Here is a 13,430-nt window from a genome sequence, read left to right as displayed (position 1 = left end):
CGTAACAGATTGTTACCCGCGAGTAAGGCGATTCCCACGCCTTTGAGGTCGGCGTCACGTGTGTCCGTGGTCACGAGACGTCGGTCTCATCGGATCGTCCAAATATCAACGGCCACCGACACTCTCGGGATGTGCGTTTGTCCCGTCGTTACTGCGGCACAGGAAACAGATGCTGTTCGTCGGTCACGACCGACCGGAGAAATTCGTCGACGGCTTTCACCCGCGCGAGTCCGGTCAGCTCTCGCGGTACCACCGTCCAATACGTGCGCTCGACCGAGACGACACCGGGCAGCACCGACACGAGGGCCCCGTCCGGCTCACCGATATAGCTGGGCAGGGGCGCAATCCCCACACCGGATCTCGCTGCGATCCACTGCCCGGTGATGTTGTTGGTCTGAATCTGAGCGTGGCCCTCCGGCAGGATCGCATCCAGGATGCGCAGCGGTGCCACATCGAGCAGCGCGTCCACGTACGAGATCAGTGTGTGTTCACGCAGCTCGTCGACGGTCCTGATCGGTGCCATCGCGGCGAGGTACTCGGCGGACGCATAGAGCTCGAGGGAGTACGTCGCCAACCTGCGGGTAGTGACGAACCTCGGTGACGGCCGCTCCAACGTGATTGCGATGTCGAACTCCCTGGTGGCCAGCGAGTTGTGCTCGGTGGCGGTGACCAGTTCGATGTCGAGATCGGGGTGCTTGTCTCGGAGTACTCCCAGTTTCGGTGTCAGCACGAACGCTCCGAAACCGTCCGGGGCCGCGATCCGCACGGTTCCTCGCAGGGAGCCGGTGTCCGAGGTCTGATCCTCGAACGCCGCGATGAGTGTCGACTCGACGGTCTCTGCGTATGCGACGAGGCGTCGACCCGCCTCGGTCAGTCGCCAACCCGACGGCGTTCTGTCGAACAGGCGCTGCCCGGCCGACTTCTCGAGAGCCGTGATGCGCCGACCGACGGTGGTGTGGTCGACACCGAGAGTGTGCGAGGCGTCGGTCAAACGCCCGGTCCTCGACACTTCGAGGAAGTAGCGGAGATGGTCTGCGTTGAACACCTACCGAGACTATCGCCGGTGTGCATTTCTGCACAGCGATCTGCGGTTTTGGCCTTTGACATGTGCATCCGTACAAGTGAGACTCGAGACACACCGATGGAAGGATCGAACGTTGACCGACGTCATCACGCACTGGCTCGATGGAAAGACCTATTCCGGCGTCTCCGACCGGACCGCCCCCGTCACCAACCCCGCCACCGGCGAGGTCACCGGAACGCTCACCCTGGCCGACACAGACGATGCCCGTGCGGTCATCGACGCCGCCGCAGCCGCATTCCCGGCGTGGCGCGACACCTCACTGGCCAAGCGCACCTCCATCCTGTTCTCCTTCCGAGAGCTGTTGAACGCCAAGAAGAACGAGCTCGCCGCCATCATCACCGCCGAACACGGCAAGGTTCTCTCCGACGCCCTGGGTGAGATCGGCCGCGGCCAGGAGGTCGTCGAATTCGCCTGCGGCATGGCACATCTGCTCAAGGGCGGATACACCGAGAACGCGTCGACCGGCGTCGACGTCTACTCCATCCGTCAACCGCTCGGACCGGTCGGCATCATCTCGCCCTTCAACTTCCCCGCCATGGTCCCGATGTGGTTCTTCCCCATCGCCATCGCGGCAGGCAACACCGTCGTCCTCAAACCGTCCGAAAAAGACCCGAGCGCCAGTATCTGGCTCGCCGAGCTCTGGGCCGAGGCAGGCCTACCCGATGGCGTCTTCAACGTCCTGCAGGGCGACAAGGTTGCCGTCGACGAGCTCCTCGAGAACAAGAAGATCAAGTCGATCTCCTTCGTCGGCTCCACCCCCATCGCCCAGTACGTCTACGCCACCGGCACCGCCCACGGAAAACGCGTCCAGGCCCTGGGCGGAGCCAAGAATCACGCCGTCGTCCTCCCCGATGCAGATCTCGATCTCGCCGCCGACGCCATGGTCAACGCGGGCTTCGGCTCCGCAGGCGAACGCTGCATGGCCATCTCCGCCCTCGTCGCCGTCGGCAGCATCGCCGACGAACTCGTCGCCAAGATCGCCGAGCGGACAACACCGTTGGTCACCGGCGACGGCACCCGAGGGGCAGACATGGGTCCGCTCGTCACCAAGGCACACCGTGACAAGGTCGCCTCGTACGTCGATGCAGGTGAAGCGGCAGGCGCCACCCTCGTCGTCGACGGCCGCACCGTCCAGCCCGACGGTGGCACCGACGGATTCTGGCTCGGCCCCACCCTGATCGACCACGTGACTCCCGACATGAGCATCTACACCGACGAGATCTTCGGACCCGTCCTGTCGGTCGTTCGCGTCGACACCTACGGCGACGCGCTGCAGCTGATCAACGACAATCCCTACGGCAACGGCACCGCCATCTTCACCAACGACGGCGGCGCGGCCCGACGCTTCCAGAACGAGGTCGAGGTCGGCATGATCGGCATCAACGTCCCCATCCCGGTTCCGATGTCCTACTACAGCTTCGGCGGTTGGAAGAACTCGCTCTTCGGCGACAGCCACGCCCACGGCACCGAGGGAGTGCACTTCTTCACCCGAGGAAAGGCCGTCACCAGCCGCTGGCTCGACCCGAGCCACGGCGGCATCAACCTCGGCTTCCCTGAGAACAGCTGAGCCCCGAAAACAGCCAGCCCATGTGCGCGGAACTTCGTAGCAGGTTACGAAGTTCCGCGCACATGGTCACCTCGCGAAGGAGCACACCATGGTTTCCAACATCTCGTTTCCTCGGTTCCTCAAGCTGGGCGGCGGTGCCGTCGAAGAGCTGGGGACGGTGCTGACCGATCTCGACGTGTCACGGCCGTTGCTCGTCACCGATGCGTTCATGGCCGGTAACGGCTCGGCGGATCGTTTGATGAAGATCATGACCGAGGCCGGGAAGACCCCGGCACTGTTCTCGGGCACCGTTCCCGATCCGACGACCGATTCCTTGGTCGCGGGCCTCGACGCGGTGCAGCAGCATTCGGCCGATTCGATCATCGGGTTCGGCGGCGGCAGTCCGATGGATACGGCCAAGGCACTGGCCATTCTCGCGGTGCAGGGCGGCACGATGCGGGACTTCAAGGCTCCGGTGCTGTCGACCGGCCCCGCGCTACCGATCATCGCTATACCTACCACGGCCGGAAGTGGTTCGGAGGCAACTCAGTTCACCATCATCACCGACGTGGCATCGGACGAGAAGATGTTGTGCCCCGGGCTGTCGTTCCTGCCGATTGCTTCGATCATCGACTTCGAGTTGACGATGTCGATGCCGGCGCGCTTGACGGCCGATACCGGCGTCGATGCGCTCACTCATGCCATCGAGGCGTACGTGAGCAAGAAGGCCAACCCCATTTCCGACGGTTTGGCCCTCAGTGCGATTCGCACGATCAGGACGTCGTTGCTGCGGGCCTATCGGGACGGCGACGACCGGCAGGCGCGCGAGGCGATGATGCATGCCTCGACGCAGGCGGGAATGGCTTTCTCCAATGCGAGCGTCTGCCTGGTGCACGGTATGAGTCGACCCATCGGCGCGCATTTCCATGTGGCACACGGGCTTTCCAACGCGATGCTGTTGCCTGCCGTCACGGCATTCTCGATCGACGGGGCCCAGGCGCGTTACGCCGATTGCGCCCGCGCACTGGGCGCGGCGTCGGAAAGCGACTCGGATCAGCTTGCCGGTGGCAAGTTGCAGGACGCAATCGTCACACTGTGCCGTGAGGTGGAGGTTCCGACTCCGGAGACCTTCGGGATCGAGAAGGCGAAGTGGGACCAGCTGTTGCCGCTGATGGCCGAGCAGGCGCTGGCCTCGGGTAGCCCGGGCAACAATCCGGTGGTGCCGACAGCCGAGCAGATCGTCGACCTGTACCGGCAGGTGTACGCGGGAATCTAGTCGGGAGAACCGGATGCGCGGGCGGCCACGGTGTCGCGCCGCGCATTTCGGCGTTGCACCGCAATTCCACCGATAACGGTCACGGCCGCCAGCACTGCCGACAGCAGAATGGACGACCGCTGCTCCGGCCGCACCACCATCATCACCAGCACGAAGACGATGAACCCGATGGCAAGGTACGTCAGCCACGGGTAGAGCCACATCCGAACGGCGGGGCGTTCGCCGTCGCGGTCGAGGTGACGCCGCAGCACCAGCTGGCTACTGGCGATGGCCAGGTAGACGAACAGCGCGACGGCGCCGGTGGTCGCCAGCAGGTAGGTGAAGAGCTTCTCGGGCAGGATGTAGTTTCCGACCACCGCGAGGAACCCGAGCACCATCGAGGCGATCACCGCAACCCACGGCACCCCGTTCGTCGTGATCTTCTTGACCGCCCTGGGTGCGTCACCTCGATCGCCGAGCGAATACAGCATGCGCGACGCGGTGTAGAGCGCCGAATTCAGGCACGACGCAACCGCGGTCAGAATGACGATGTCCATGATGGTCTCGGCGTGCGGAATCCCCATCTTGGACAGGACGAATTGGTACGAGCCCGTATTGGGATCCAGTTCGTTCCAGGGCACCAATGCGACGATGACGAAGATGGAACCGAAGTAGAAGATCGAGATTCGCCAGATCACCGAGTTGGTGGCGCGGGTGATTCCCTTGGCCGGATCCTTGGATTCGGCAGCGGCGATGGTGACGATCTCCGAGCCCATGAACGAGAACATCGTCGTCAGCATGGCCGCGATCACCGCGCCGAAGCCCAGCGGCATGAAACCCCCCGAGGCCCAGAGTTGGTCGACACCACTGACTTCCGAGTCGGGTAGCAACCCGAAGATCGCCGCGATCCCGAGGCCGATGAACGCGATGATGGCCACGACCTTCACCAGGGCGAACCAGAACTCGAACTCGCCGTAGTTGCCGACGCTGATCAGGTTGGTCGCGGTGAGGGCAACGACGATGAGCAATGCCCACATCCATTGCGCGCCGCCGAGCCAGTTCGTGAGAATGGATGCAGCCGCGGTGGCTTCGACCGGGATCACCAACACCCAGAACCACCAGTACAGCCATCCGACCGAGAATCCGGCCCAATGCCCCAGGGCGCGAGTGGCATAGGTGGAGAACGAGCCGGTGTCTGGATTGGCCGTCGCCATCTCCCCCAGCATGCGCATCACCAGGATCACGAGTGTTCCCGCGAACAGGTACGCCAGCAGCACCGCTGGGCCTGCCGTCGCGATGGCGTTGGCCGAACCCACGAACAGACCTGCGCCGATGACTCCGGCTATCGAGATCATCGTCACGTGCCGTGGCTTGAGGCTGGTGCCGAGTCCGTTCTCGCCGGTATCCGGCTTCTCCGTAATGGCCATCCCTGTAGTCGAACACAAAGTGAACGCAGACGCAGCGGGTGACCGATATGTCCAGACAGCCGGTGGTACAGAGATATTCGGACGAATCCCGGCATACTGGACGGATGAACTCCGAAGCGGGCATCATCTCCGATCCGGTCACCATCATCGGTGCGGGCATAGCAGGCGCGGCCTGCGCGCGGGTTCTCCGCGACGCGGACGTACCGTTTCGCATCGTCGACCGAGGCCGCGCTCCGGGTGGGCGGATGTCCTCGCCCGAGTTGCACGGCCGTCGCGTCGATCTGGGGGCGGGCTACTTCACCGTCCGAGATCAAGAATTTGCGACGGTCGTGGCCGACTGGGAGTCGGGTGGATTGGCGCGTCAGTGGGCCAACACGTTCGGCATTCTCAAACCCGAAACGGTTCCGTGCACGACGACCGGCCCGGTTCGCTGGGCGACCCCGAACGGGCTTCGATCCTTGGTGCGAAACATGCTCGACGGCTTCGACATCGAACATTCCACGGAGCTGACCGACCTTCCCGACGGCCACGTCGTGGTGGCGATGCCGGATCCGCAGGCGACGCGACTGACCGCCGTTCCCGATGCCGTCGACTACGACCCGGTCATCGCGGTGGCGTGTGGATTCGACGGACTCGACATTCCCTTTCGAGATGCGGCGTTCGTCAACGATCATCCCGATATCGACTTCGTCGTCGACGACGGTGCCCGGCGCGGCGACGGCGCTCCGGTTCTCGTGGCGCACACGACGTCGGGGCGCGCGCAGCAGCATCTGGACAACCCCGACGGGGCGATCGCCCCGGTTCTCGACGCGCTACGCGAATTGTCCGTCGTCTCGGCGGACCCCGCGTGGACCCACGCCCACAGGTGGACCTTCGCCAAGCCTGCGGCGCAACACGATTCCAACTTCGAGCTCCAGCACCAGGACGGACGCTTCGTCGGACTGGCCGGCGATCAGTGGTGCGAGTCCGGAGTGCCCCGGGTCGAGAGCGCCTGGCGTTCGGGGACGGACGTGGGCAGAGAACTCGTGCGCCGCCTTTCGCACTGACGTTTGCCCGGCGTCGGACCACGAGCCGGATTAAGATCGCCCGCGTGCTGTCCGTGAAGTCGTACTCCCGCGAATACATCGACACCTGCCGTGCGCGCCTCGATTCTCAGCTCGCCGCATACCGTGCGGTCGCGTCGAATCGAACGACGACGACTGCCGTGGACGAGGCATTCGACGTCGCTTTCTTCAACAATCTCGTCCTGACGCTCGAGGTCTATTTTCTCCACCGCATGCGCGGCCAGGAGAAGAAGAACGGCAATCCACTCAACGAGGTCCGAGTCCTGGCGGCGTCGATGACGACTGCCGACGACGTCATGACCAGCGATCCGACCATAAATCTCGATCCTGCGAAAAGCATTCTCGGATACGCCGTCGGCGATCGAATCGCGCTCGACGAGAAGCGGTTCGTCGCATTGGCCGATGCGTATTTCGCCGAGATCGAGACGAAGTTCGGCCCGCAGCTCGCTCCCTAGCTGCTGACGAATGTCACCGTCTCGTCCAGAGGCGCTCGGCTGGTGCGGAATCCGTTGATCGGATGTGTCTCGTCGGGGTAGCCGAAGGAGATGCCGGCCACCACTTTTCGGGTGTCCGGGATGTCGAACCATTCGTGTAGAAACGGTGAGTACGCGGCCAATGCTGCTTGCGCGATGGCGCCGAGACCGAGACTCTGCGCAGCAAGCAGGAAGGTTTGGAGGTACAACCCGCAGTCGACGGCCCCGTACGTGCCCAGATCGGCGTCGGTGGTGATGATGGCCGCGTGCGGTGCGTCGAACAACTCGTAGTTGCGGATGAACTGACGCGTCGTTGCCTCGGTGTCGGACTTGACCACCCCGATGCTCTCGTAGAGTGCGCCACCGCATTCGCGTCGTCTGGCTCGGTGCAGGGCGTTGTAGTTCGCCGGGAACGGGAAGTCCGGTTGCGGTGCCCCGGATGCCACGTGCTCCAGCAAGGCCTCGGAGAACTTTCGGGTGGCATCGCCCTCGGTGACGATGATCTGCCACGACTGGGTGTTGGACCAGGAGGGAGTTCGCTGGGCGGCCGTGAGTAGCTGCGCGAGGACCTCGTGAGGGACCGGCTTCGGCAGGAACTGCCGGCACGAGTACCGCTCGTCGAGTAGTTCTGTCAGCGCGTCGTACCGGGTCACGTCGTCCGCCTCGTGTCAGTGCTGTCGGGTGCGGGTCGAAGGTAACACCACGGCTGCGCCCGACGGTCAGCTGCTGGACCGTCGGGCGCAGGGTACCGCTACTGCAGGGGTAGCAGGATGTCTTTCACTTGCGGGTGGTTGGCCAGGCAGTGACTCGTATTCCGCGCGGATCGATCAGCTGCTCACCATCGTCTCCGATCAGACATCTGCAGTACGTCGTACCGGAAATACATCGCCGCGGTGTCTATCGCACCGAATACACGCCGGGCAAGCTGCGCCACATGGTTTTCGGCAAAGGGTGATCGACTGCCCGAGGAGCACCGGGCGCAGTGGATCGTGCCAATAGTCCGGGCTCATCGCGCGCAGGCGTGACCTCCGACCGGACGCTGCCCTGAATACTTGCTGACTCGAACGCGTCGGGATGTGTGCGCATCCGTACCAGGACATATGCACGCTCGTTCGATGCGCTGGAACCAGCTTGCGCTTGAATGAATTCTGTTGCCCACTCGAACAGTACGCAGTCGGTGGCACAGTCACCAAAGATCTGCTCTTGATCCTCCTCCGTCCATACGGCATCAGAACCTTCTCGTAGGCGACGCTCGCTACGACACGTCAGTTGAGGAACTTGCGCAGACGTTTGCACCTGCATGGGGCAAGGACGTTGTGTTCGCCTACGTCACGCCACGACCAGGACTCAAAGAGATCAACGGTGGCTATAGGTTCCAACTTGACGGTGGGCGCTTCGCAACTCGTGAAGAGAAGAAAAAATTCTCACAGAGATCGTTGCGCACGACGACTGCAACTACCAATTTAATGCCAGAAGCGTTTGTACATAGTTAAAAAAGCGATTCCACAGGGGGGTGAAATGAGTGAATCACATACAATACTAAGTCCGATCAAAAACGACGGCTAAGACTATAAAAGAGGTGACAATTTCGAAGGAAGATGAGGCTGTAGCTGACCTCATCCTGCCGGCACGGTTGAAGACCCGAACCGTGAGAAGTCCGTCGTTGAAGTCAGCGAGCTTGAGGAAGCAAAAGCCCATGCTCAAGAGCTACGCGGCGCTGCAAAGAAAGGACTAGCTGACGCCAAGGCGGAAGGCCAAGACACTGTCAAAGCTGCTCAGGAGGCAGCTAAGAACGGCGCGCCGACCAAACCGTCCACTCCATCGAAATAGAAAATCAGTGTTGCTTAGAATAGACGCCCGCTGCAGGTCGCTATTCCATATCTCCGGCCTCGGATTCGACATCCCCCTCCTTTCTCGACGCTTTCGCTCTCGCTAGCATTTCTTCTATGTCTTCACGTTCGAACCCTAAGAACTCCATGTGTGCTCGAATTCCTTCTCCGAACATTTCGTTCACTGCGGTGCGAGATTCTGCGTATGTCTTAAACTCCACTGGAGGCTTTGACAGTGGCGGGAGGTCGCCTAGTCGACGTATTTCGTTGACAAGCTGCCGCTCCGCTTCGACAAAATCGGACTTTTTATTGGCATAGCCGTTTTGGTTCCAAACTGGTAGACAGAGCAGAATCGCCTCTTGGAAGTACTTATCTGCAAATGGTTTGGATTCTTCGGGTAAATACAGGTCGACGCCGTTAAAAACGCTCGATAAATTGTCTGCTAGATCTGCCGCGTGACGAGTCCCTTCCCGTACTGGCATCCTTAACGTCTTCGTCTCCTGCCTTTGGACCCACTTAAAAATATTTGTTCCCGCGTTGAGAACCTTTTCGCTCCACTCGCGTGCATCCTTGTGAACTTGCTGCTTGTGATCCAATTCTTTCTTTTTGTCTTGTAGTCTTGAGTTCACAAACAAGGTTGCCCCAACACCAACGAGCGTGAAGACACCTGCAATGACAGGTGCAAGCCAACCAGGTAATCCTGTGCTGGGCATATTCACGATCACGTCAGGTGGTGTGACGGGACCGCCCCGGCTTTGGTTGACATCTGATCTGTGAGGATCGCTCCTCACGGTAGAAGGATGTTCACCATGCCGAAAGCATTCCACGAGGAGTTCCGCCGCGACGTCATCGCGGTCGCACGCAAAGGCGAGGCCCCGCTGCGTCAGATCGCGAAGGACTTCGGAATCTCCGAAGGGTGCCTGCACCGCTGGCTCAAAATCGCCGACCGCGACGACGGCATCGAACGCGGCACCGCCGAGAAGACAGGCCTCGACGAGTCCGCCGAGCTACGAGAAGCCCGCAAACGGATCAAGCTGCTCGAGCAAGAAGCCGAGGTCATGCGTCGCGCGGTCGCCTACTTGTCCCGGGACGTCAACCCAAAATGATGTATCCGCTGGTCCTCGACCTTGCTGGCAACGGAGTACCCGTCACAGTGACCTGCCGGGTTCTCGTATTCTCCACCCAAGCGTTCTACAAATGGAAGGAAGAGCCAGTCCCGCAGCGAGATTGGGATGATGCACATCTGATCAACATTGCTCGGGAGATCCACGACGACGACCCCGCATTCGGCTACCGCTTCATCGCCGACGAGCTACCCGACCGCGGCATCACCGCCTGCGAGAACCGGGTCGCGCGGTTGTGCTCACAAGAACGCATCTGGTCGGTGTTCTCGAAGAAGCGAGGCCTGAACAGGAAAGCCGGCCCGCCGGTCCACGATGACCTCGTCGACCGTCAGTTCACCGCACAGGCCGCGGACGAGCTGTGGCTGACCGACATCACCGAACACCGCACCGACGAGGGCAAACTGTATCTCTGCGCGATCAAGGACGTCTGGTCGAACAGGATCGTCGGCTACTCGATCGACTCCAGGATGAAGGCCTCGTTGGCGGTGTCCGCATTGGATAATGCTGTGGCGCAAAGAGGCTCGTTGGGCACTACCGTTCACTCGGATCGCGGTAGCCAATTCCGGTCCAGGAAGTTCGTACATGCCCTGTTGCGCAACGGGTTACGAGGTTCCGTGGGGCGGGTCGGGGCGTGCGGTCACAATGCCGCGATGGAGTCGTTCTTCGCACTCGTGCAGAAGAACGTCCTCGACCGCCAGCGGTGGTCGACCCGCGAGCAACTACGACTGGCGATCGTGACCTGGATCGAAAGACCTATCACAGCAAGCGCCGTCAACGGCGCCGCGGCAAGCTCACTCCGATTGAGTTTGAGACAATCAACCGGACCGCACAGGCGGCCTGAATCACTCAACCCCACGAGTCAACTGAACTCGGGGCAGTCCCCTTTCCAGGTAAACGTCCGCTTGAACGTGGTTCCTTGCTCGATTGTGAAGTTATAGAGTCCTGTTTTCATATCTGACCCAAAAATGTAGCAAAGGCAACAATTCATCAATAGTCAAACGAACGACAGTGCGTCCAGTTGAAAGTTGCTAGCATCCACGGAATGCCGCCAAGAGCACGCCCTCTACCTCCAGTCCCTCCTTTGCCTGCATTGCCGCCTCTGCCCCCGGTCCCCTCATCGCCAAACTCAGGCTGGTTGCGAAGCATTGGTGCAACGCTCCTCGTGGGAATCATAGGCCTAATAGGCGCCTTAGCTGCTGGCATTCTTTCCTTCCAAGCTGGCGGAAATCAGAGTGAAGCGGCAGCGATAAATGAAACTGAACAGTTTTTTGTGCAAGAACGGCGGCAAGCTTATTCTGATTTCTATAGCTCACTGCTTGCCGCCATTGCAGTTGATAATCGCGACCACTTTGATTTGAACATTAATGCTGAACCTGATGAGAAGTTTCGTGATGCAATCTTAAGTTTTCAAAGCACAATCGAGGATCTTACCAACAAGCTAGCAACCGTCCAGCTTGTTGGCAGCAAGGAAATCGGCGACATAGCCAGTGACATTTTAAAAGTCAGAAGTTACCTTGCAGTTACCCGGTTAATATCCATGACCGGCGGCTTCCAGCCCGACCCAATTAGTGTCACACTCGAACTAGAGACCTACGATCAAAGCTTGCTTTTCGAAACTGGTGGAGACCAACGACTTTACGACAACTTCATCGACCGCGCTAGAGCCGACTTGGGCACAGACGCAAACTAGGTCAACAGTGGTATGAGTGCGCACCTGAAGCTCGCATGAAGAGGACTTCCTTGCACATCGCCGTCGTCTAAGTTGGTTGTCTTGCCATCATCCCCTTCGAATACATCACCGTCTTTAAAGATTTATTCAGCCTAACAAATTTGCCATGCATCGTCTGCAGAACTTGCGAACGCGTTCGTCGAGAGCGGTGTACCAATCTTTTGCTTCCGCCACAGTTTCTAGGGTCAGGGTTGAAGTCGCGCATCACTGAAACGATCGGGTAGACCTTGTTGTCGAACTTCGGCGTTACCATCTGACCAACGGCCGCATCGGGTGGAACGCGTCACCGGTTATCCTCCTTCGGCGGCGCAATACATGGGATCCGACGATAAGCTGAAGCGCGACGTATCGTTACGACCACGCCGACGAATGTCTCGAGGTGCTCTAAAAGTCGTGAGAGGCGTCTTGGGACGACGATGCCGTGGTCCGTGATCGCAAGACCGGTGTTTACCGACTCTGCCAAGGTCCATCGAATGCGCCACCGCGGCGAGCACTTCACGGTGCCCGGAATAACTGGCCGAGCCGTCTCCTCATCGAACCCGTCCCCGAGGCTGTTTGCTTGGCTGGCTAGAGGCGGCGAACACGCCTCAGCATCCTCGTGATTTATCGTCTGGCAGGATTGATCTACGCCACAGTTGACGCTCACGGCGGGCGATTCGGCGTCGATTGGAGATCGAGTATCAGATGGCACGTCCACAACGTTGGAAGCTCTTGCTGAGGGCGTCTCAGCAAGAGGCGATGCTCGCTGTCAGCCTGTTCAATGATCCTGGCCGCGACCGGGCACTCGAAGGCTTCATCATCCACATGCACATCGCTTGGCTCTACGCGTTTCAGTCCAAGTGGCTTCGTGATGTCAAGAACTACCACGTACTACGGTCAGAAAGGCCTCGGCGCTACAAACAGATCAACGGCGAGCGAATGTCGCAACCTTTGGAGTGGTTCGTCGGCGAGGAGTGGCCGGCTCAACAGTCCGGAGCACGCGCAAACCTGGAGTTCTTCATAAAGCTGCGCAACAAAATCGAGCACAGGCACACCGGCACGGATGTTGCACTCATGACTGTCGTGAACGGCGAATGCCACTCCATGTTGCTGAACTACGAGGAGTTCGTAACTGACTTTGCAGGAGTCGAATACTCCCTGGCCCATCGTCTGCACTTTCCAGTGTTCATCGGGGGCTTCACCGACCAGGGCAAGAGCGACCTACTCAAGCTCAGCAAAAGCCTCCCCAAAGACTTAAGGACATTCCTGGCCGAGTACGACGCCGGGTTGGATGACGCTGTTTCACGCGATCCCCGCTACTGCATGCGGCTCACTATTCTGCTCGAAAGCGGGAACCGGAAGGGCGATCTGTCGCTCCAGTTTGTTAACGACAAGGATCTGACGGACGAAGAACGCCAGGTGATGCAGAAGATCTCAGCCGACAAGGGTTACGTGATCACCAAGCAAAAGAAAGTACCGGTGTCAAATATCGGTAAGCACCGAGCTGGTGCTGTAGCCAAAAAAGTTTCTGAGGCCATCCCGTACCGCTTTGGCGCTTCATCCCAAATGGCCGCGGCCTGGCGTAAGCAGAATTGGAGGCCGTCATCTAAATCCGATGAACCAGAGTCGACTCGTTCTGACTTCTGCGTCTATGACAGCGCGCACGGGGACTATCTCTACACCGATGCATGCGTTAAGTGGCTGATCAAGAAGTGCAAGACAGCAGACGGTTTCCGTGAAGCCACCGGCCACGAACCCCGACTCAAGTAGAGCGTGCCCAACAATTATCCACACCCTATTTCTACTTCACCATTGCATCATTTGTGACAGCACCGGTTTTGGTTGACGATCGGTCAAAGATGTCTTGAGGCCCTACACGTCAAACAGGGTCACTGGCATGTTCGGCTTGAACAGGCCACA

The 13,430-nt window shown here is 60.1% G+C and carries 11 protein-coding genes and 1 pseudogene; 8 read left to right on the top strand and 4 right to left on the bottom strand.

Features of this window, described 5'->3' with window-relative positions; all coding sequences use genetic code 11:
- Positions 1-148: 148 nt before the first annotated feature.
- Positions 149-1,045 carry a LysR family transcriptional regulator gene (locus NY08_RS02925; protein ID WP_045194820.1) on the bottom strand — a complete coding sequence of 299 codons (897 nt, stop codon included), beginning with the start codon at positions 1,043-1,045 and terminating at the stop codon, positions 149-151.
- Between the two features lie 112 nt (positions 1,046-1,157).
- Here NY08_RS02925 and NY08_RS02920 point away from each other — a divergent pair, with 112 nt between their 5' ends.
- The gene (locus tag NY08_RS02920) at positions 1,158-2,651 is read left to right on the top strand and encodes a CoA-acylating methylmalonate-semialdehyde dehydrogenase (protein WP_045194819.1); all 1,494 of its coding nucleotides are present in this window, start codon (positions 1,158-1,160) and stop codon (positions 2,649-2,651) included.
- 88 nt (positions 2,652-2,739) lie between these two features.
- On the top strand, positions 2,740-3,906 hold the full coding sequence (locus NY08_RS02915) for an iron-containing alcohol dehydrogenase (protein ID WP_045194818.1): 1,167 nt from the start codon (positions 2,740-2,742) through the stop codon (positions 3,904-3,906).
- On the opposite strand, the gene NY08_RS02910 is transcribed toward NY08_RS02915, so the two are convergent.
- The gene (locus NY08_RS02910) at positions 3,903-5,312 is read right to left on the bottom strand and encodes an amino acid permease (protein ID WP_045194817.1); all 1,410 of its coding nucleotides are present in this window, start codon (positions 5,310-5,312) and stop codon (positions 3,903-3,905) included. The genes NY08_RS02915 and NY08_RS02910 overlap by 4 nt on opposite strands.
- 104 nt (positions 5,313-5,416) lie before the next feature.
- Between NY08_RS02910 and NY08_RS02905 the strand changes: the two genes are divergently transcribed.
- Both NY08_RS02905 and NY08_RS02900 read left to right on the top strand, forming a co-directional pair.
- Positions 5,417-6,358, top strand: a complete 942-nt coding sequence (locus tag NY08_RS02905) for an NAD(P)/FAD-dependent oxidoreductase (RefSeq protein ID WP_045194816.1) — start codon at positions 5,417-5,419, stop codon at positions 6,356-6,358.
- Between the two features lie 44 nt (positions 6,359-6,402).
- The gene (locus NY08_RS02900) at positions 6,403-6,831 is read left to right on the top strand and encodes a hypothetical protein (protein WP_045194814.1); all 429 of its coding nucleotides are present in this window, start codon (positions 6,403-6,405) and stop codon (positions 6,829-6,831) included.
- Here NY08_RS02900 and NY08_RS02895 read toward each other — a convergent pair.
- Positions 6,828-7,502 carry a nitroreductase gene (locus NY08_RS02895; protein WP_045194812.1) on the bottom strand — a complete coding sequence of 225 codons (675 nt, stop codon included), beginning with the start codon at positions 7,500-7,502 and terminating at the stop codon, positions 6,828-6,830. The two genes, NY08_RS02900 and NY08_RS02895, sit on opposite strands and share 4 nt — an antisense overlap.
- 1,217 nt (positions 7,503-8,719) lie before the next feature.
- Positions 8,720-9,403 (bottom strand): hypothetical protein, encoded by a 684-nt coding sequence (locus tag NY08_RS25790; protein ID WP_144407310.1) that lies wholly within the window; start codon positions 9,401-9,403, stop codon positions 8,720-8,722.
- A gap of 191 nt (positions 9,404-9,594) precedes the next feature.
- Between NY08_RS25790 and NY08_RS02885 the strand changes: the two genes are divergently transcribed.
- The 4 genes and pseudogenes from NY08_RS02885 to NY08_RS02875 all read left to right on the top strand — a co-directional run bounded on the left by NY08_RS02885 (position 9,595) and on the right by NY08_RS02875 (position 13,280).
- Entirely contained in the window at positions 9,595-10,740 is a 1,146-nt protein-coding gene (locus NY08_RS02885) for an IS3 family transposase (protein ID WP_235387084.1), read from the top strand.
- A gap of 224 nt (positions 10,741-10,964) precedes the next feature.
- Positions 10,965-11,492: a hypothetical protein gene (locus NY08_RS02880; protein ID WP_144407309.1), complete on the top strand. Its 528-nt coding sequence runs from the start codon at positions 10,965-10,967 to the stop codon at positions 11,490-11,492.
- Between the two features lie 289 nt (positions 11,493-11,781).
- Positions 11,782-12,071: pseudogene (locus tag NY08_RS26380) on the top strand (5,10-methylene tetrahydromethanopterin reductase); the annotation flags it as partial.
- Between the two features lie 144 nt (positions 12,072-12,215).
- The gene (locus NY08_RS02875; protein ID WP_082073673.1) at positions 12,216-13,280 is read left to right on the top strand and encodes a DUF3644 domain-containing protein; all 1,065 of its coding nucleotides are present in this window, start codon (positions 12,216-12,218) and stop codon (positions 13,278-13,280) included.
- The last annotated feature ends 150 nt before the right edge of the window (positions 13,281-13,430 follow it).

The sequence above is a fragment of the Rhodococcus sp. B7740 genome, from assembly GCF_000954115.1.
GTDB lineage: Bacteria > Actinomycetota > Actinomycetes > Mycobacteriales > Mycobacteriaceae > Rhodococcoides.
This window is presented reverse-complemented; position numbering and strand designations above follow the sequence as displayed.